Source organism: Enterovibrio litoreus (assembly GCF_045679545.1).
In the GTDB taxonomy this organism is placed as follows: Bacteria; Pseudomonadota; Gammaproteobacteria; order Enterobacterales; family Vibrionaceae; genus Enterovibrio.
In genome coordinates, this window is the sequence record NZ_CP166194.1 from 1,402,457 (window position 1) to 1,422,408 (window position 19,952).

18 protein-coding genes are annotated in these 19,952 nt (G+C 47.9%); 10 read left to right on the forward strand and 8 right to left on the reverse strand.

From position 1 onward, the window contains the following. Window positions 1-12: 12 nt before the first annotated feature. The 4 genes from ligA (at window position 13) to AB8599_RS06200 (ending at window position 3,391) form a co-directional block, all read left to right on the forward strand. The gene (ligA, locus tag AB8599_RS06185) at window positions 13-450 is read left to right on the forward strand and encodes a protocatechuate 4,5-dioxygenase subunit alpha (RefSeq protein WP_407332875.1); all 438 of its coding nucleotides are present in this window, start codon (window positions 13-15) and stop codon (window positions 448-450) included. Continuing rightward, entirely contained in the window at window positions 443-1,321 is an 879-nt protein-coding gene (locus tag AB8599_RS06190) for a class III extradiol dioxygenase subunit beta (protein ID WP_407332876.1), read from the forward strand. Before ligA ends, AB8599_RS06190 begins: the two co-directional genes overlap by 8 nt. 3 nt (window positions 1,322-1,324) lie before the next feature. Further along, the gene (locus tag AB8599_RS06195; protein ID WP_407332877.1) at window positions 1,325-2,269 is read left to right on the forward strand and encodes a Gfo/Idh/MocA family oxidoreductase; all 945 of its coding nucleotides are present in this window, start codon (window positions 1,325-1,327) and stop codon (window positions 2,267-2,269) included. A 111-nt stretch (window positions 2,270-2,380) separates the two neighbouring features. Continuing rightward, on the forward strand, window positions 2,381-3,391 hold the full coding sequence (locus AB8599_RS06200; protein WP_407332878.1) for an aldo/keto reductase: 1,011 nt from the start codon (window positions 2,381-2,383) through the stop codon (window positions 3,389-3,391). Between the two features lie 139 nt (window positions 3,392-3,530). Here AB8599_RS06200 and AB8599_RS06205 read toward each other — a convergent pair whose 3' ends face one another. Continuing rightward, complete coding sequence (locus tag AB8599_RS06205; RefSeq protein ID WP_407332879.1) at window positions 3,531-4,745, reverse strand: NRAMP family divalent metal transporter; 1,215 nt, start codon at window positions 4,743-4,745, stop codon at window positions 3,531-3,533. Between the two features lie 428 nt (window positions 4,746-5,173). Between AB8599_RS06205 and AB8599_RS06210 the strand changes: the two genes are divergently transcribed. Further along, window positions 5,174-5,863: a ribonuclease T2 family protein gene (locus AB8599_RS06210; RefSeq protein ID WP_407332880.1), complete on the forward strand. Its 690-nt coding sequence runs from the start codon at window positions 5,174-5,176 to the stop codon at window positions 5,861-5,863. On the opposite strand, the gene AB8599_RS06215 is transcribed toward AB8599_RS06210, so the two are convergent. After that, window positions 5,860-7,482 (reverse strand): MFS transporter, encoded by a 1,623-nt coding sequence (locus AB8599_RS06215; protein ID WP_407332881.1) that lies wholly within the window; start codon window positions 7,480-7,482, stop codon window positions 5,860-5,862. The two genes, AB8599_RS06210 and AB8599_RS06215, sit on opposite strands and share 4 nt — an antisense overlap. Before the next feature lie 410 nt (window positions 7,483-7,892). Here AB8599_RS06215 and AB8599_RS06220 point away from each other — a divergent pair, with 410 nt between their 5' ends. Together AB8599_RS06220 and AB8599_RS06225 are read left to right on the forward strand one after the other, a co-directional pair. Next, window positions 7,893-8,360, forward strand: coding sequence for a GNAT family N-acetyltransferase (locus tag AB8599_RS06220; RefSeq protein WP_407332882.1), 468 nt, complete (start codon window positions 7,893-7,895; stop codon window positions 8,358-8,360). Between the two features lie 365 nt (window positions 8,361-8,725). Next, on the forward strand, window positions 8,726-10,537 hold the full coding sequence (locus AB8599_RS06225; RefSeq protein ID WP_407332883.1) for a M28 family metallopeptidase: 1,812 nt from the start codon (window positions 8,726-8,728) through the stop codon (window positions 10,535-10,537). A 153-nt stretch (window positions 10,538-10,690) separates the two neighbouring features. On the opposite strand, the gene AB8599_RS06230 is transcribed toward AB8599_RS06225, so the two are convergent. The 4 genes from AB8599_RS06230 to AB8599_RS06245 all read right to left on the reverse strand — a co-directional run bounded on the left by AB8599_RS06230 (window position 10,691) and on the right by AB8599_RS06245 (window position 14,812). Beyond that, window positions 10,691-12,544: a bifunctional sugar phosphate isomerase/epimerase/4-hydroxyphenylpyruvate dioxygenase family protein gene (locus tag AB8599_RS06230; protein WP_407332884.1), complete on the reverse strand. Its 1,854-nt coding sequence runs from the start codon at window positions 12,542-12,544 to the stop codon at window positions 10,691-10,693. Further along, window positions 12,541-12,999, reverse strand: a complete 459-nt coding sequence (gene aroQ / locus AB8599_RS06235; RefSeq protein ID WP_407332885.1) for a type II 3-dehydroquinate dehydratase — start codon at window positions 12,997-12,999, stop codon at window positions 12,541-12,543. The genes AB8599_RS06230 and aroQ overlap by 4 nt, the downstream gene beginning before the upstream one ends. Window positions 13,000-13,027: 28 nt before the next feature. Continuing rightward, window positions 13,028-14,092 (reverse strand): Gfo/Idh/MocA family protein, encoded by a 1,065-nt coding sequence (locus AB8599_RS06240; protein WP_407332886.1) that lies wholly within the window; start codon window positions 14,090-14,092, stop codon window positions 13,028-13,030. A 75-nt stretch (window positions 14,093-14,167) separates the two neighbouring features. Then, the gene (locus AB8599_RS06245) at window positions 14,168-14,812 is read right to left on the reverse strand and encodes a GntR family transcriptional regulator (RefSeq protein WP_407332887.1); all 645 of its coding nucleotides are present in this window, start codon (window positions 14,810-14,812) and stop codon (window positions 14,168-14,170) included. 286 nt (window positions 14,813-15,098) lie between these two features. On the opposite strand from AB8599_RS06245, the gene AB8599_RS06250 reads away from it, so the two are divergent. The 3 genes from AB8599_RS06250 to AB8599_RS06260 are packed head-to-tail and all read left to right on the forward strand — an operon-like array spanning window position 15,099 to window position 17,911. Next, a complete protein-coding gene (locus tag AB8599_RS06250) occupies window positions 15,099-16,103 on the forward strand; it encodes a sialic acid TRAP transporter substrate-binding protein SiaP (protein ID WP_407332888.1) in 1,005 nt (334 codons plus the stop codon). Window positions 16,104-16,112: 9 nt separating this feature from the next. After that, window positions 16,113-16,619 (forward strand): TRAP transporter small permease, encoded by a 507-nt coding sequence (locus tag AB8599_RS06255; RefSeq protein WP_407332889.1) that lies wholly within the window; start codon window positions 16,113-16,115, stop codon window positions 16,617-16,619. Beyond that, complete coding sequence (locus tag AB8599_RS06260; RefSeq protein WP_407332890.1) at window positions 16,616-17,911, forward strand: TRAP transporter large permease; 1,296 nt, start codon at window positions 16,616-16,618, stop codon at window positions 17,909-17,911. The genes AB8599_RS06255 and AB8599_RS06260 overlap by 4 nt, the downstream gene beginning before the upstream one ends. Window positions 17,912-18,001: 90 nt before the next feature. Here the strand turns inward: AB8599_RS06260 and uraH are convergent, their stop codons facing one another. Both uraH and AB8599_RS06270 read right to left on the reverse strand, forming a co-directional pair. Beyond that, window positions 18,002-18,355, reverse strand: coding sequence for a hydroxyisourate hydrolase (gene uraH / locus AB8599_RS06265; RefSeq protein ID WP_407332891.1), 354 nt, complete (start codon window positions 18,353-18,355; stop codon window positions 18,002-18,004). A 321-nt stretch (window positions 18,356-18,676) separates the two neighbouring features. Then, window positions 18,677-19,885 (reverse strand): MFS transporter, encoded by a 1,209-nt coding sequence (locus tag AB8599_RS06270; RefSeq protein ID WP_407332892.1) that lies wholly within the window; start codon window positions 19,883-19,885, stop codon window positions 18,677-18,679. Window positions 19,886-19,952: the final 67 nt, after the last annotated feature.

Below are 19,952 nucleotides of genomic sequence, written 5' to 3' on the forward strand. Positions count from 1 at the left end.
AAGGAGTGAATAATGCGTGAAAAAAGAGATTACGACGACATTCCCGGCACCTACGTGTTTGATGGTCAAAAATCGCGCCAAGGGTATCACCTCAACATGTTTTGCATGTCGCTAAACAAAGCTGAAAATCGTGATGTGTTTCGTGAGAACGAAGCAGATTATCTCGACAAGTACCCCATGACAGAGGCACAGCGCACGGCTGTGTTAGCGCGAGATTGGCTGGGTATGCTGCGGTTGGGGGGGAACATCTATTACACCTTTAAGCTCGCCATTTTTGATGGTTTGACTATGCAAGATGCAGGTGCAGGCATGTCGGGCAATGGCATGACAGTGGATGATTTTCGTCAAATGATGCTGTCGGGTGGCCGTTCAATCGAAGGAAATCGCAGCAAAGCGGAATGGGCGGAATATTACGCGCGTCCGGAAAACAAGGATGAAGCAAATGGCTAAAGTGGTTGCAGGGATTGGCACATCGCATATTCCATTGATTGGCGCGGCAATGGATAGCGGCAATATGCATGGCGAGTATTGGCAGCGCTTCGTGAACGGCATTCAGGTCGCCCGCGATTGGATGGAAACGGTCAAACCCGATGTGTGTTTGATTGTATTTAATGACCATGCATCTGCCTTTTCGCTTGAGTCTGTCGCGACATTTTCAATTGGTGTCGCCCCAGAGTTTCACCCTGCTGATGAAGGGTACGGCCCGCGTCAAGTGCCTTCCTGCATAGGACACAGTGAATTTGCATGGCACATTGCGGAATCGTTGATCCTTGATGAGTTCGACATGACCATCGTCAATCAGATGGATGTGGATCATGGCCTCACCGTGCCCCTGTCTGTGATGTATGGGCAGCCGAGTGAGTGGCCGTGTAAAGTCATCCCGCTGGCGGTCAACGTGGTGCAATATCCTCAACCCACGGGCAACCGTTGTTTCAATCTGGGCAAAGCGATTCGTAAAGCGGTGGAATCCTTTCCTGACGATATCACTGTCGCCATTTTTGGGACGGGCGGGTTATCACATCAGCTGCAAGGCGAACGCGCGGGGCTGATTAATACCGAATATGACTGCAACTGGCTCGACAAAATGGTCGAAGACCCAATGGCAGTGAAAGACATTTCCCACACCGAATATATTCGTGAAGCCGGATCAGAAGGTATCGAGGCCATCATGTGGCTTGTTATGCGCGGCGCGATGGATGAAAAGGTTGATGAAGTCTATCGATTTACTCACGCCCCAGTGTCGAACTCCCATTATGGTTTGACATTGTTAGAAAATAAGTGTGACAGGGTCACATCTGATGTGCTCGCATTCAAGGAGTGAAGAATGAAAATAGTCATGGTGGGTGAGGGCGCATTTGGACACAAGCACCTCGATGCGTTGAAAAATATTGATGATGTGGAAGTGGTCTCAATTGCGGGTGGGGTGGAAGAAAGCACCCGCGAGACCGCAGAAAAATACGGCATACCGCATTGGACGCTAGACCTTCAAGAAGCCTTGTCGCAAGCGGGTGTTGAAGCGGCCATTATCACATCGCCTACCCCGATTCACGCCGCGCAGGCCATTGATGTGATGGAAGCAGGCATGCATGTGATGATCGAAATCCCGATGGCTGATTCTTTGGCTGATGCCGAATCGATTTGCACGGTGCAACGTGCCACCGGGTTGGTCGCGATGGCAGGGCACACTCGCCGTTTCAATCCGAGCCATCAATACTTGAACAAGAAATTTCGCGCAGGTGAACTGACGATTCAGCAAATGGATGTGCAGACTTATTTCTTTCGACGCCAGAATCTCAATGCCTTAGGACAACCACGCAGTTGGACGGATCATCTGTTGTGGCACCATGCGTGTCATACGGTGGATTTATTTGCCTATCAAACGGGCGAAGAGATTGTGCAAGTGCAAGCCATGGAAGGGCCAAAGCACCCAGAGCTAGGTATTGCGATGGACATGAGCATAGGGTTGAAAACGGCGTCTGGTGCTTTGTGTACGCTGTCTTTGTCGTTCAACAACGATGGCCCTCTCGGCACGTTCTTTCGTTATATTTGCGATAACGGCACCTACATGGCGCGATATGACGATTTGGTTGATGGACGCGAGAATCCGATTGATGTCAGCACCGTTGATGTGTCGATGAATGGCATTGAGTTGCAGGACAGAGAGTTCATTGCCGCCATTCGTGAAGGGCGCGAACCTAATGCCAGTGTGCACCAAGCGTTGGCAGCAATGAAAGTGCTGGATAGAATTGAACAAGTGCTGGGACACTAGCTTGCAACGGGTCAATAATATTAATTCAGTAACCAGCATTTGATTTATTAAATCGCCACTGACGTTAAATTGCTATTGACGCTTAATCACAGCGAAGGGGAATGACATTACATGGAAAAGCGCAGCATTGGTTCGCTAAGCGTGTCAACGATTGGGTTGGGCTGTATGAGCATGTCTCATGGCTATGGCCCAAGCGATGAAAAAACGTCGATTCAGTTACTTAATGAAGCGCTCGATGTGGGCTATGACTTCCTCGATACCGCCACCATGTACGGGGGCGGTAGAAACGAAGAACTGTTGGCAAAAGCGTTAAAAACACGCCGTCAGGAATACGTACTGGCGAGTAAATGTGCCTTGTTTTCCAAAGATGGCAAGCCGACGATTGACGGCAGGGCAGAGACTATCAAAGCGCAGTGTGAAGCCAGCCTGCAACGGTTAAAAACGGAAGTCATTGATCTTTACTACTTGCATCGACTCGACCCAAAAGTGCCGATTGAAGAAAGCGTGGGCGCCTTAGCGAATTTGGTCCGCGAAGGGAAAATCCGTGAAATTGGGTTGTCTGAAGTCTCCGCAGATACTTTGCGTCGCGCGCACGACATTCATCCCATTGCGGCGGTGCAATCTGAATATTCCCTATGGACACGTCTACCAGAAATTAAAATGCTCGATGTGTGTGAAAGCTTAGGAACCACCTTTGTGCCATTTTCGCCCCTTGGTCGTCAATTTTTGACGGGTAAAGCCCAAGAAGCGTCGTGTTTAACAGAGGGAGATATTCGCACCAGCAATGCGCGTCCGCGGTTTGAAGCAGACGCGTTTGCCCAAAACAGTAAACTGCTCGAACCGCTTAGAGAAGTGGCGCAAGAATTCAACTGCTCGTTGGCACAGCTGGCGTTAGCGTGGATTATTGCGTTACCAAACCGAGCAGGTAAGCAAACGCTCATACCGATTCCTGGCACCAAACATATTGCGTACATGCGTGAAAATATCGCGGCAATGAATGTGAACTTACCGCTTGATGTGGCTGAATATGTGTCGAGCTTGATTGACGATGATAAGGTCATAGGCACGCGTTACAACGACAGGCAAATGAAAGTCATGGATTCTGAGCGAGACAGAAACTAAGGCGTGATGTGTTGGCAGTGGCAGTGCTACAAAAGATTTGAACCTAAAAGCCGTCTGAATGCAGACGGCTTTGTCGTTTTGGTAAGCTTGATGACTGAACTTGAAGAGCAACTTGTCAATCTATCAACCTGCTTGCCCATCAGCCGATAAATTTACCAACAAAGTTCGTAATATTGCTAAAGCTTGCGCCAGCCATCACCACCACAATCAGTGCGCCCATGACCGACAAATACATAGGGTGTTTATAGTCACCCACAATGTCTTTACGGCGTGTTGCAGCAAGAACGAATCCCAATACCACAGGCAGGATAATGCTGTTGACCAAACCGGCCAGCATCAGCAGTAAGATAGGCATGTTCATCAATACCGTGCCCACACTGGTAATGATAATGAAACCGATGCACCAGATTTTCTCGTTACGCGCGACAACGGGGAAAAGGGTTTTAATCAGTGAAATCGCCATGTAGGAATTACCCACCACAGAAGTGATAGAGGCAACAAACAGCACCAGACCGAAGATGAAGTAGCCGACGTCCCCAGCACCTTGACGGAAGGCATCAGCAGCAGGGTTTGAAGTATCCAGTACCGCGCCCGCAGCAATCACACCAAACACCGCGAAGAACAGCAGAATACGAATCACCACCGCAATCGAAATACCTGCCCATGCGGCGGTTTTAATCGCGGCTGCGTTTTCTTTACCTTGCAGGCCGATGTCGACCAAGCGCTGTGCGCCAGTGTAGTAACCGCCAACTGCACCACCGACGATGGTCAGGGTTGGCAGTAGTAAGCTTCCGATGTCACTTGGCATGACAGCAGCGGCGAGGGTTTCGCCGATTGGTGGCAGACTGGTCATGGCGACGTAAGCGATCAACACAATCATGAACAGGCCCAGATAACGCGCCATCTGGTCCATGCGCTTCGAGGCGTTATGAACCACAAACAACAAACAACCGACCACGCCCGTGAACAACGCGCCCCATGTTGTGTCTACGCCAGTGAGGACATTGATGCCCAATGCCGCGCCGCTGACATTACCAAAGTTAAACGCCACGGCGCCAAGCGCGAGCAAAATGCCGATGAAGTAACCTGCACCCGGTGCAATTTTGTTGGCGATATCTTGAATACGCAGACCAGACACACCCACGATGCGCCAAAGGTTCATCACAATACCGAAGGTGATAAACATCGATGCGAATACAGGAAACGCCATGTCGATTTTATAGATATTGGTAAAAACAGCGGTTTGGGTTAGAAAGCCGGGGCCAACAGACGTTGTCGCCATCAAAAATGCGACGCTAAGAATAGCTTTGTTTTGCCAGGATTGAGTGTTTGAAGCGTGTGTTTGAGTGGTCATGCCGAGTCCCGTTTTTTGTTGTCTCTCTCTTTATAAAAATAGAAAGACAACTGACCGAGATCAGCTGATATGAGGCGACTAAGCCTCTGAAAAGACAGCCCGCAGCGGGACTTCTCTTGCTGGGCGCGGATACTAGAGATTCGCGATTCTCAAGTCAATCTTTAAATCACTTATTCGTTGTAGGCTTAATCTGAGTGGCGGTTTTTTGTGCAATCAGTGGGGTGAGGGAAACATTCATGAAGCAGTGCTCAAATGTTTCGCTATTGTAGGCGTGGTGGTGGTAAAGCGTGGTTTTGGTAACGACGGGTTTTGATAAAGGATAGTTTTGGTGACGAGTCGTTTTGGTAACTGGTAACGAATAGCAATAATGTGACGTTTGAAAGAGTGAGGCGAGTACACACTCTAATGATGTCGATTGAAACAGAGGAGTGTTAATTATCAACGCATATAACATACTAAAACCACTGGCCGTTTTGCTCGCCGCTGTGGTTTCATTCTCCGCGAATGCCGAATCAAATCTGTCAGCTAACAGTTGCGACATTGATGTCGCTGATTTGAATATGCGGTATGACAACCGCATGGATTATCAGAACAAAAATACCCCCACGGATTTTTTCTTGCTGATGTTTTCAAACTCGCCAAGTTTTTGTCAAAACATGAAACGCAAAGGTAGCGAAAGTAGCGTGCCGTTTCAGTGTGATTCTTCTAATCAATTCGGTTGGGTCGTTCATGGGCTTTGGGGCGAATCAGAACAGGCTTACAGAAAGGGCGATAACCGTGGTCATCCGCGCTTCTGCAAAGGAGATCTCAAACCTTTACCGCTAGCGACCATTAAGCCTTATTTGTGCATGAGCCCCGGCACTAAGTTACTACAGGGGCAATGGGAGAAGCACGGCGCGTGTGATTTTGAAACCCCAGAAGCTTATTTTGATAAAACCTTGGAGTTGGCGGAACAGTTCACCTTGCCGCCTGCATCACTGAATCCCAAAAAAGCCATTCGTTGGATGAGAGACAATAACCCAGCGTTGAAACATGTTTGGCTGCATCAGACACGTCATGAGTTTGGAATCTGCTTTAACAAGGATTTCAACGTCATGTCTTGCCCCAAAAAACGCTAGGTTTTCGCAGGATCTTGTTTGAGGTTGTCATCGTGCGCTTTGTTGATAGAAGCAATCAGCGCGTTGATTTCCTCAGCTTCTTCCGCCGTGGAACCCTCTAACAAGCTTTCAAGCACCAAGTTGTTTATCCGCGCCTTGCGAAGCATGAACAAATCATGCAGTGAATAGGCGATTTCCAAACGGCGTTTCGGGAATTGGGCGATCAAGTGTCGGATCATCTCGCCGGAACGTTTGGGGTAAGCGAGTACCATGTTCTTCGCCACGTCGTTAGCGTTCAACTCTGAGCCTTGCAACGCAAGTTTGATCAGTAGCCCTGGGTCTGTGGGGTTTTGCCCCAAGGCCGCCAGCAGGAGTTTCAGCTCTGGGTTAGTGGTGTTGGTGTCTTTAAAGTCCAGCATGGGGTCAAAATCTGTCGAAGCAATCGGTTGGACACTGACTTTGAACTGGTTGGTAGAGGGCATTTTTTCAGTGCGGACATAAAGCTTCCTGATCATCAGGAATGCAAACACAAAAACATGAACCGTGATGATGTAGTAATAGAGCCAAACCACACTAAACTCGCTCATCAAAGAACTGGCGATAATCGGCCCGATAACACCGCCGGCCCCCAACAATATTTGCATAGTGCTGGTAACGGGCATCGCTTCTTTTGGGTCGATGTGGTCAAACACTTGCGTGACGGCTAACGGAAACAATGCCACACCAGAACCACCGGAAATCCAGAAAAGGACGGCTAATACCTCTATGGGATAGGGATGGAAATTGTCGAGCACGATCAAGCTGTTGCTTATCACTCCCATCACCATCAGCCCTGATGCGATGACGCGTTTGTCATACCTGTCCGCTAACCATCCTGTGGGAAACTGCGTAAGCAACCCGCCCATTTGATACGAACCCAAAATAAGCGACAACCAAATGCCGGAAATTCCTTTGCTATAAGCGTATAGCGAAATGAGCGATACGCTTGACGCGTTAATTAAACCCGCACAAAAACACGAAAGTGTGCCCGAGGGGGAGTAATTCCAGAGTTTCTTTAAGGTAATCGGTGTGCTTCTCGCCGGTAATTCAGGCGCGGGTAGTCGGCTCATGGACATAATGATGAGCGAGAAACACAGAAAAACAGAGATTAAGCCAAACAAACGCGGATCTTGTTCGTTGAACATTCCGAATAGGAAAGGCGCTGTGCCAAAACCGATCGCAAAACAGATCTGATATGTGCCGTAAACGCGCCCTCGATTGCTTCGGTCACTTAAAACGTTGAGCCAGCTTTCCAGCGTGATGAATGAAGTCACATAGCAAAAACCGGCGATCATCCGAAGTGCGCCAGTGAGCCAAATGTCCGTTGTGTAACTGTGGATCACTGACACGATCGACAGCATCGCCGCCATGGATGCAAATGCGCGAATATGTCCCGCCCGCAGCACAGCACGTGAACCAAAGAGCCCAGCACAAATCGCGCCCACCGCAAACATACTCATGGCGAGACCAATGTTTGAGGTTTCGTAGCCACTTTCTTTCATGCGAATAGGCAGCATGATGAAGAAAAGGTTGTGGCTGATGGCAAAGCCAAAAATGGTAAAAAGTATCGGCCGAATGCGCCAAAATATATTTTTTTTCATATCCGTATGTCGTTTGATTCTTCCAAATTAAGCGTAGGTTGTATTTCTCGATACAACTGTCAATTAGACACAGTGAGAGGCGTGCATTCCGTGCGTTTGAATCGTTACTGATTGGGCGGATGTATCGTTTGAAATACTAACATTAGATGTCGCTGGCCCTTAGCCTCGCTGGGGGGCAATGCCTTGAACTCTTGTCTTTCTGACAGCATTCTTATTAATGGAATGACAATAACTTAGGTGGCAATAGTTTTGCTTTCTCGGCCTAGAGTTTAATTTTAGCTTATGAGTGATTATTAGCGTTTTTCGGATGGTTTTTTGTTTTTTAACTTGGTAGGGTCAATTTTGAGTTATCTTGATTAAATCCAAACGCGTTTGATTGATTTGGTGTGTCCGTTAAATAAGGCGAATTGATGGTTAACATAGAAAAACTAATACCAGAACATAAAAGCCAAGTACGTAAGATTTCACTTAGTGAAGAACAAGCGAAATATACCGCACTGCCGAAAGAATTTCTTGCTGATGACAGCGAAAACACCGAACGTTTTGTCGTTATGCTTGATGGTTGTGTTGTAGGGTATTTTAAAATTGAGCGGGCATTTCCCACTCAACTCGATGCATGTGAAGATAATGCTATTGGGCTTAGAAAATTTGCAATTGATGTAAATCAGCAAGGGAAAGGATTGGGGAAAGCAGCGGTCTTATTACTGGGGAAGACGGCCAAGGAACATTTCCCAGAATCAGACTGGTTGTACTTGACAGTGAACTGTAAAAATACAGTTGCATATCAGTGTTATCTGAAAGGGGGCTTTGAAGACACACATGAGCGATATCTTGGTGGGCCCAATGGCCCTCAGCACATTATGAGACTTGGGATCTAACACCAGAAAACACGTAAAGTGAATGTCTATTCAGTCTTATGTTTATATTTTCTGTTGATCATTTCTCTTGGCTGGTTAACATGGCTTTGTTGGTTAACATACATTTACTGGTTGAAATTAATTTCTTGTATTAATAAATATTCTGATTTTAAAGTCCTCTCATTCTCTTTCATTATCTTACATTGGATATTTCGAATTGAGATATCGTCTCTTTAATGAAGCATCTAATTCCATTTGACACTGATTATCTTTCCTTTAATAAACTGTGATCCTGTTTCCGTTAGCAAATATTTACATTTACATTGTGTGGAAGAATATAGCCCTGAGTGTTTGACTGAAATTGTCAAATAAAAAGGACGACATCTATGAAGACATTCAATGTTAGTGGTAAAAGTCTGTTGGTCGTGGCAATGAGTGCCGCATTGCTGACGGGTTTTGCTGGCTGTGAAGACCCACGCTGGGTTGCAAACAAAGTCAGTAAGTCAATCAAGGAAAAAAATCTGGTTGATCATCTTGAGGCCATGGAAGCGGCAGCCGTTCCAACGCCTGACGGCGGTTCAACAACGCGTGCGGCTGGGACTGAGGGTTACGCCAATTCCGCCGAATACATCAAAGCCACGCTGGAAGCGAATGGCTACGACGTGACATTCCAACCCTTCGATTTTCGAAGCTGGTCGGAACAAGATGGCACAACCCTGAGTGTAAATGGGCAAGCGCTGGTTCATGTTCGTGATGCAACGGATGATATTCCGGCTGATTATGCTGCCATGTCTTATTCTGGTGGTTCTGACGGTGCATTGAGCGCCGACATTGCCTTTGTGACGCCCGATTTTGACTTTGAATCCCCAGATTATGATGACACTGATGGGTGTGAAGCCAGCGACTTTGATGGCGTTGATGTCACCGGAAAAGTGGCGGTTATCCAACGTGGTGGTTGTACCTTTGATGCGAAAGTCGTCAATGCTGAAAACGCGGGTGCGGTTGGTGTTATCGTGTTCAACCAAGGTAACAATGATGGGCGCAAAGCCGTGGTCAATGGCACTTTGGGCAGTGACAGTGAAGCGACGATACCTGCCTTTGGTGCGCGCTATGATCTCGGTAAAGCTTGGTATGACCTCGCGCAATCGGATACGGTCGCCGCGGCATTGAATATCGGCGTGGAAGACGAAGTGGTGGTCACGCAAAACCTGCTGGCTGAAACCCAAAAAGGGAACCCCGATCAGATCGTGATGTTGGGCGCACACTTAGATTCGGTGCCAGAAGGGCCGGGTATTAATGATAACGGCTCAGGCAGCGCGGGGATCTTGGAATATGCCATTCGCCTTCAGAAAAAAATGAAACAACTGCCTGTTAACCAAAAGAACAAGGTACGTTTCGCTTGGTGGGCGGCAGAAGAAGCAGGCTTAATTGGCTCTGAGTATTACACCAACGAAGTGTTAGGCGGTTATTACAACGATGCGCAAGCGCAAATCATGGAGGAAGTGGGGGTTACCGATCCCGCAGAGCTCACTGATGCACAGCGTGATTTGGTGGAGGCGCGGTATCTTGAAATCAACCCGATCAAGATGTACCTCAACTTCGACATGATCGGCTCACCTAACTACGTGTTTGGTGTGATGGATGGCGATTTGTCTGACACCAAAGACAGCCCAGACAATGCATACCCAGGTGACTTTGAGCCACCAGAAGGAACGTCGCACATCGAAGGTCTGTTCAACGAGTTCTTTACTGATAAAGATGAATCCACCGTGCCGCAGGCCTTGTCGAAACGCTCAGATTACTCGGGCTTCGCCGATTGGGGCGTCGCATTTGGTGGTCTGTTCACCGGTGCTGAGCAAATCAAGTCTGCAGAAGAAGCCGAGCAATTCGGCGGTGAGGTGGATGTGGCTTATGACAAGTGTTACCACCAAGCCTGTGATGACCTCAATAACGTGAGCAACAAGGCGTTAAGAGTGAACTCGAAAGCACTGGCCTATGTGGCAACCTTCTATGCAATGAGTGACGATCTTTATGCGGATGGACGCGAGGAAGAGCCTGAGCAGCGTACACTGCTACGTTCATTCTCGGTGCAAGAATCTAGCAACCAACATCGCATTGGCGAGAGAATCAAATCTGCCTCGCGTGAAGTGGCGGATCATGGTCACTTCCACGGCGATTTCGACCAAGATCGTGAATAGTCAGCAGATAGCCTGATTCGCGTTAGTTAATGCATTAGTTAATGCATTAGAGTGAATACAGTAAAGCCGATTAAGAAGTAAACCTAAAACCTAAAACCAAGGGAGCCAAATGGCTCCCTTTTCGATTTTCTATGTATTTGTCCCAAAACGAGATTATTTAGCCATTTCTCCTGCTTGCATGGCGAGGCGCATTTGGCTGTTGGCGGCACCGAACCCTTGGTATCCATTGCGTTGAACGATCTCGAAACAGAATCTGCCTGCAAACAAAGTGGTATAGAGTTGGTAGAAACTGCCGTTTTCATCTTCGTCATACAAGATATTAAAGCGCTTGAGCTTGGCAATAGTTTCATCCGACAGGGCGAATCGTGCCGCTAAATCGTCGTAGTAATTCACCGTTGCTGGCAAGGTCGCTGTTTGTTGGGCATCCATAAACGCGGCTGTCGCGAAAATATCTGGGGTGGACAGCGCAATATGGTTCACGCCCGTGCCTGCGTATTGGTCAAGAATCCGGCTCGACACGGTTCGCGAGGCTTGGCTGCTGTTTAAGGTAAAGCTCACACCGCGATCAGGCGTTTGTAGGGCTTGGCTTCGAATCAAACCACCAGGATCGGTGACATTCACGGTTGGCATGGTTCGCATGCTGAACATGGAACGAAACACCAACACGGAATGGAGCATTTCTTCATAACTCATCGACAGCGCAATGTGATCGACTTTGTTCAAAAATGCTTGTGGTTCTGCTTCACTGTGCCACTGAAACTCTCGCTCCCAATGGGCGGGTTTTTCTGAGCTATCCACCATGTAAAGTAAGCTTTCACCTGGGCCATAAATGGCAGGAATGCCGTGAGTGTCGGTATTGGGGTTGCCATAAACGGGGGTGAATTCGAGTTTTTGGGCGCGCTCCACCATGTCTTTCACGTTATCGCAGGTCATGCCGACTGCGCACACTGAAACACCGTGATGCTGGTGGAAGTTCTGTGCAAAGCTATCTGGCTCCATGTTCATCACCAGATTGATCTTGCCTTGGCGCCACAATTCAACGTGTTTCTTTTTATGGGTTGCAGCATGTCTGAAGCCGAGTTGAGAAAGTCGTTTAGTGAGGCGTTGTTTCTCTTTGTCGTTCAGTGCAAACTCAATGAATTCGATGTCGCTCGGTGGCGAAACTGCGGGAATAGACGTGGCACTCACGTCGGGTGTTTTTTCCGCTGCATGGTTGGCGAACACTAATGAACGATAACCATCACGCGCTGTTTTCTCTGCTGATCCCGCACGAAACTGGTCGTTGAATATTTCCAGCGAGAAAGGGCCGTCATAGCCGGTGGCATGCATGTTGGTAACGAACTTATCAAGTGGCAGATCGCCTTGGCCAGGGAAGCAGCGATAATGTCGGCTCCAGCTTAGGTGATCCATTGACAAACTTGGCGCGTCGGCAACTTGCACTAAGAATATTCTGTCACCGGGAATATTGAGCATGGTGTCAAGCTCAGTTTGTCGCGAGAAAATGTGGAAAGTATCTAAGCACAGGCCCACATTTTTGTGGTTGGCACGACGCACGATTTCCCACGAATCGCGATAGTCATAGACGTATTTCCCCCATGCCAGCGCTTCATAAGCAATCCGCATATTACGCTTTGCTGCGCGCTCGCCTAACTCATGAAAATCATCGGCTGCTCGTTGTATACCGCCCAAAGCATGCGGTGATGTATTGCTGCAGACCATTAACAGATCAGTACCCAACGCTTCCATTAGGTCAAATTTTCGCTCAGCGCGATCAAAGGCTTTTTGGCGATAAGGAGCAGGTAAGCCTTCAAAGTCTCGAAAGGGCTGATAGGTCACCACTTCTAAACCGTGATCGTCTAACATACGGCGGATTTCTTTCACAGAACCGTTGTGGGTGATCAGATCACTTTCAAAAATTTCGATGCCACGAAAGCCGGCTTTTGCGATCGCTTCAATACGCTCACGAAAAGTGCCGGATAAACACACGGTTGCAATGGAGTAGATCATGCCTCGTCCCCGTATGTCGCCATGAGTCCATCAATGGCCAGTGCATAACCTTTTACGCCAAACCCAACAACAATGCCTGCTGCAACGGGGGAAAGATAAGAATGATGACGAAATTCCTCACGGGCATGGACATTGGAAATATGAATTTCAATGACGGGGACTTGTGCGCCCTTAATAGCATCTTGTAAGGCCACTGATGTATGGGTGAACGCACCAGCATTAAACACCACGCCGATGATGTCACCGTTTGCGATTTTTCTTCCCGCATCATGCATAGCATCAATCAGAACGCCTTCATGGTTGCTTTGCATAAACTCAATCGCCACGCCGTGTTTTTGAGCGGCGTCGTGGCAGAGTGCTTCGACATCAGCGAGCGTTGTGTTGCCGTACAGGCCGGGTTCACGTTGGCCTAACAAGTTGAGATTGGGGCCATTCATTACCAGTATTGATTTCATCATTGACTTCCTTGTTCAATCGAAAATATTACCCAATATCATCGATATATACGGTTCTTCCTGTTTTTACGGCCTCTAAAACGGCTTCGGTGACACGAAGGTTCTGAAGTCCATCTCGTACTGTTACCAAGGGTTTTTCTTGCTTGCGTATCACTCGACAAAAATGATTAAGCTGCTCAACCAAAGGATCTTTGCGCTCAAGGGGAATGATGTCGCTAGTAAAGGGTTTCCACCAAGAACGATCAGCTTTTATCGGATAATATTTAAGGCGCATGGTAGGCACTGAAATAGAGCCGTCAGTGCCTGCAATGTGGTAACAATTTTCATCAGTGCTCGTGGCGTACGCTTTGTTTTCTTGCGAGGTTTGCTCCCAGCTAGAGCCAGAAGCTGCCGTGTCGGAGAGTAAAAATGTCCCCAATGCGCCATTGGCAAAGCTGAGGTTAATCGACACCGTGTCTTCCACATCAAAGTTGCGGCGACGGTTTGATGCCATGGCCTGCACAGCCACTATCTCGCCGCATAAATAGCGAAGGTTGCCAATTTCATGGATCAAATTAATCAGAATAGGGCCGCCGCCTTCTTTGGTGCGCCAGGGGGCGGCGTCAAAGTAATCATCGGGTTTACAGAACAGAGCGCAACCTTGTACGGCGACCAAAGCGCCCAGCACGTCGGAGTCAATCAGCTCTCGTGTCCGCTTGATGATGGGGCTGTGCATACGGTGGTGCCCAACTAATAGGGTGTCCCAAATACCGGGAGAGCGCATTGCAATGTTGAGTAATTCCGTCGCTTCTGCCACTGAATGTGCCACGGGCTTTTCAATCAAGACGGGAACCTTGTATTCCATGCACACTTTGGTTTGCTCGACATGCATGTTGTTAGGGGTGGCTAGGATGACGCCATCAATATGCAAAGCAGAAAGCATGTCGTTCAGATCAGAGAAGTGCGGTACGCCGCAATTTTTTGCGAGTTCAATGCTGGCTTCAAAAGGGTCAACAATGGCTGCAAGTTGACAGGCTTCGCTACTTTGGATGAGCTGAATGTGATTTTTCCCGATCAGACCCGCGCCAACAACAGCAAGGTTTAATGGTTCCATGTAGGGCAAATATCCTTCTTTGTTGATAGTGATTGGAGATTATTTTCAACACGCGATTTTGGCTTACGAGAGCTTTTAGCCTTGATCGTCAAACTCACGCAAGCGCTCAACAAACCCACCTAAGTGTGATTCCAATGCGTGAACACAGGCTGGAAGGTCACGATTTAGTGCGGCCTCTAATATCACCTGGTGTTCGTCAATAATATGTGTGCCTCGAAAGCCGTTAGTGCGCAGTTCCATCATCACAAACTGGCGAAACTGGTCATAAATTTGGCGATGGTAATGCATGTGAAGCTCAGAATTGCAGGCGCCAATCAATGCCGCATGGAACTCATAGTCACAGCGATGCCACATCATGAAGTTGTCTTCAATGTTGTTGCGCATTTTGCTCTCTACATGCTCAAGCTTGTGGTGGGCAGCAACAAGATTGCTTTCCCATTCCATGTCGCCATTGACAAAAGATTGCTCTGCGCCATTGGATTCAAGAAGAATGCGAAGCCGCGTGAGCTCTTCCATCTTTTTGGTTGAGAAGCTAGCGACATGAAACCCTTTTTGCCCTTCAGCCATCACCAAGCCATCACTGGCTAATCGCGTTAGGCATTCGCGTAATAAGTTCACACCGCTGCCATAGCGTGTTTTTAGCGACTCCATACGCAAACGGCTTCCGGGTTTATAGTCGCCTCTTAACAAATCTGTTCTTAACGTTTCATAGAGGTTCATTGCCTCTGGCCTCACACGTTGGATTAATCTACATCCACATTCTCGTCCTAATAAAACGAAGAATATGTCTCATTTTCATGAATTCACTATAAGTCAAAAAATATCCCTCAAAATGAAAAATAGGTGATGTTTTAACAAATGAGACACATTTGGGTAACAACGGATTAATCGGATCGTCTACGCTATGTTCATGTTAAACGGTGCGCTGATTTTTTGACCAAGGGGGTCATTAAGCAAACCAATGCTGGGTACTTGAATCACAAGTGCCTGTACAAAGGAGTGGTGTATGAAATTGTTGTCCAGATCCTCGGCTAACTGGCTGAGCAACGTCACGAAAGCAACAACATTGGCGATTGCGATGTTATCTGTAACGGCTGCTGGTGCTGCGGATATGAAGTTGCGCTTATCAGCGCCAAGTTCAGAAACTGACCAACGTGCGATTGCGTTGACGGAAGTGTTTGGGCCAGGCGTCGCGAGTTTCGCGGAGTTTGAACCGCATTGGAATGCTTCGTTGTTTAAGCAAGGGACTGAGCTGGAAGCGATTGCTCGTGGCAACCTTGATATGGCGATGGCGTCGGCGCAAGAATTGGCTGAATTCATTCCTGCTTTCTCGATTTTCACGGCGGGTTACATGCATCGTGACGCTGATCATCAGGTCGCGGTATTCAACTCAGAGGCGATGGACCCACTGAAAGAAGAAGTGGAAGACCTGCTGGGCGTGAAGCTACTTAGTGTGATTTACCTGGGCCGTCGTCAGTTGAATCTTCGTACTGAAGACGAAGTGCAAACACCGGCAGATCTGGCGGGCGTGAAACTGCGTATGCCGGGTTCTGATGCATGGCAGTTCCTGGGTAAAGCGTTGGGCGCAAACCCAACACCCATGGCTTTTACCGAAGTTTATACTGCGTTGCAAACTGGCGCGGTTGACGGTCAAGACAATCCATTACCAACAGACAAGGATGCCAAGTTCTATGAAGTGACCAAGCAGATTGTATTGACGAATCACTTGGTGGATTTGAACTACCTCGCGGTCTCGAAAAAAGTGTGGGATAGCTTAACGCCTGAGCAACAAACCCAAATGCAAAAAGCGGCCGATGATGCGGCGGCATATGGGCGCAAAAACCAATTGGCATTGGAAGCGGAGCTGGTGGATTTCTTCCGTGAGCAAGGTCTGAAAGTGTATGAGCCAAATTTAGAAGCCTTCCGTTCACACGTTCAAAAAGCGTACCTTGAGTCTGAGTTTTCTGAAAGCTGGCCGGAAGGCATGGTGGAAAACATCAACAACCTGTGAGGGTAACGCGTGAAAACTATTCTGCTTTGGTTTCAGCGAATAGCAGATGGGGTTGCGGTCACTATGTTGGCCGCAATGTTCCTGATTTTTTGTGCGCAAATATTCTCCCGATATGTCCTTAATGCTCCCATTGGCTGGTCTTCAGAGCTTCTTTTGACGCTTTGGCTGTGGGTGATTTTTTGGACGGGCGCATTTTGTTTGCGTAACAAGGATCATATTCGCTTTGATCTTCTCTTTTTAAGTGTTCCGGGAAAGGTACAACGTATTTTTCTTATCTTGTCTGCAATCGGCATCATCATCGGTTTCGGGATTAGCTTTCTGCCGACATGGGACTACATCACTTTCTATAAGATCAAAAAGAGCGCGATCTTAAAATGGCGCCTCGACTATGTATTCAGCATTTACGGGGTATTTCTGGGCGTCATTATTCTCCGCTACGGGATTGCACTGATTCAGTATTTGAATCCGAACTACAAGGTGCAAGACGATGACAAGGATGAGCAGGTGGAAGAATGAGTTTGGCGTTAACACTGTGCTTGGTCACTGTATTACTTTTGGCTGCATTCGGCACGCCGGTATCATTTTCAATGATCATTGGTGCCATCGTTTATCTCTTGGTGAGCGGTCAAGATTTAGCACTGGCTGGTGAGCAGATTATTCAAGGTTTCTACAACAGTTTTATTCTGTTAGCGGTTCCTTTGTTTATTGCCGCAGCAAATATCATGAATGCGGGCAGTATTACTGATCGATTGCTTCAATTTTGTGTGGCCATGGTGGGGCATTTTCGAGGTGGGCTGGGTCACGTCAACATCGTGTCTAGTTTGATTTTTTCAGGCATGTCGGGTTCTGCGGTTGCCGATGCGGCGGGAGTAGGGCGCGTTATCATTAACATGATGACCAAAGATGGGCGCTATCCGCCGGCTTATGCCGCAGCGGTGACAGCGGCTTCTGCTACCATTGGGCCCATTATCCCGCCGTCGATCCCGATGGTGATTTATGCCTTGGTATCGGACACTTCGATTGGTTATCTGTTTATTGCGGGCTTAGTTCCTGGGTTGCTGATGGGTGTGGTTTTGATGGGTATGAACACCTATATGGCCACCAAAATGAACATTGCTAGGGAGCCTAGAACACCGACAAAAGACATTCCAGGGATCACTTTTCGGGCGCTACCGACGCTATTAATGCCGGGCATTCTGTTGTTTGGTATTTATGGTGGCGTGACAACGCCAACAGAAGCGGCAGCAGTTGCAGCAGCGTATGCGTTGATTCTCGCTGCGGTTGTATATCGTTCTATTAGTTTAAAGCAGCTTTATGCCGCATTGAAAGAAAGTGCGTATTCATCTGCTTCTGTGGGCTTGGTGATTGGCTCAGCGCTGATCTTCAACTACATCATAGCGACAGAGAATGTCCCAACGGCGATTGCGGAACTGATTAGTCAGGCCAATTTGTCACCCCTCGAATTTTTGTTGTTGGTGAATTTTATCTATCTGCTGCTGGGCTTTTTGTTGGATGCCACGACAGTGATTCTGGTGATTGTGCCCTTGTTTATCCCCGCATGTCGGGAATTAGGAATTGATCTTGTTCACTTTGGTGTCGTGACCATTGTTAACCTTATGATTGGTCTAATCACGCCGCCTTATGGGGTATTGTTGTTTGTGATTAATGGCACAACCAAGATCCCTCTCGCGGGCATTATCAAGCAGGTGATTCCGTTTATCTGCGTGCTTCTGGTGGCCTTGCTTATCATGATATTGACGCCAGATCTGGTGCTGTGGATCCCGCGGATGATGGGCTACCAAGGTTAGTGTTAATGAGCTAGCGATAGTACGTGTCTTGCGAAGACACTGCACGGAAACATGAAAAGAAAATGCCAGTCAATTTCACTGACTGGCATTCTAGCTTCCTCGATAGGTTGAATAGCCATAGGGAGAAACAAGCAAGGGAACATGAAAGTGTTTTGTGGCATCTGAAATACCAAACCGAATCACGATTTCATCAAGAAAAGGGATAGTTTCAAGAGGGGTATTCGTTGAACGAAAGTATGCCGCAGTTGAAAACACGAGTTGATAGAGGCCGGAAGTGCAGGACTCATCGATTAGCAGAGGCGCATCTGTTCTGCCATCGGCATTGGTGATTGTGGTTGTCAGAGGTTCAAGACCATCGTCGCCGATTCGATAGAGTGAAACCTTAACGCCCTTCGCTGGCACACCTTTCGCGGTATCGAGAACATGTGTCGTTAGTTTTCCCATGTTTTATCACCTTCGTTTCTTACTTCGACCGAAATACCGAAACCATCTCAATACGTCTATCTCTATGTCAAAATTCCCTGAAACAGGTGCTGCACATTTGTTCGCACCTATTAAAAACTTAGCATTCCGTAAGGCATTTTTCTAACGTGTCACTGAATAAAATGTAAGCAAAAAAGAGCATAGCATGTTCGTTTTTGTGTTTTGTTTGTTGACGCACAGATTGGCAAGTCAGTTTATTACGGCAGCTAACTTTGTGGCATTAAGGATGGATTGTGCAGTGGAGAAGGAGTTGGCACAGACTAGGGCCAACCCCTAAAGAGATTACGCGGGTTGCAGTGAAGCGCGAACCAATGGTTTGTCATTGATTGGCAGATGAAGCAGCGCAGCGGCAATCGCTAGCACAACCGTTGCCCACCAAATTGGCGTATACGAACCGTAGTAGTCGTATATGCGTCCGCCCGCCCATGCACCTAAGAAGCTGCCGATTTGGTGCGTAAAGAACACTAAGCCGTATAGGGTCGACATATAGCGTGAGCCGAAGATTTGTCTGACTAGGCCAGAGGTTAACGGCACTGTGCCTAACCAGCAAAAACCGATAGCCGCGCCAAATACGATGGCGGTTTCAGTTGTCAGCGGCAGCATCACAAACAGGGACAGCACCACAGCACGCATCAAATACAGGCTCGTCATCACATAGCGCTTATTAAATCTGTCTCCCATCACACCCCAAAAATAGGAGCCGAAAATGTTAAAGATACCCACATAAGCCAAGGCCATCGCCGCGGTATTGCCCGGCAACCCTTTGTCCGCAATGTAGCTAGGCAAGTGGGTAGCGATAAACATCACCTGAAAACCGCACACAAAAAAGCCCGCATGGATAAACCAGTAACCCGGATGGCGAAACGCCTCTGCCAGCGCTTCACGTAAGGTTTGTGTGTCTGCGGTGGTTTGCACTTGTCCTTGTGTCGATGTGCTTTTCATGAAGGTCGAGAAAGCGATCATCACAGTACAAAGCACGGCGAACACTTGCATGGCGGTTTGCCAATCGTAGTTTGCCAGTAAGCTTTGTGCACCTGGGATCACGGCGAACATACCGAATGAACCCGCGGCTGTCGTCAAGCCGAAGGCTTTTGCGGTGTGTTCTGCGGGGACGACTTTCGCCACTGCACCTAATACGATCACATAGCTGGTTGCGCTCAAGCCAAGACCGACCAAGACACCAATAGACAAGAACAAAACGCCGGAGCTGGTGGCGATAGATGTGAGATACAAACCAAGTGCGTAGGCAACCCCACCTAAGGCGACAATGCGTTTAGCGCCGAAGCGATCTGCTGCCATTCCGATAAAGGGTTGGAACATGCCAAACATGAGGTTTTGTAAGGCAATGGCAAGGCTAAAAAATTCACGTCCTGATTGGAACGTGTCGCTGATTGGCATCATGAAAATGCCAAATGACTGCCTGATCCCTAGGCTGATAATCAAAATCCCTATCCCCAGCCATACCATTAGTGGGAACCGGAAAATACTCATAGGTGTACCTTAAAATTGAAAACAAAAAGAGGGTGTTATTAAAAGCGTTTGTTATTGAACGCAATTG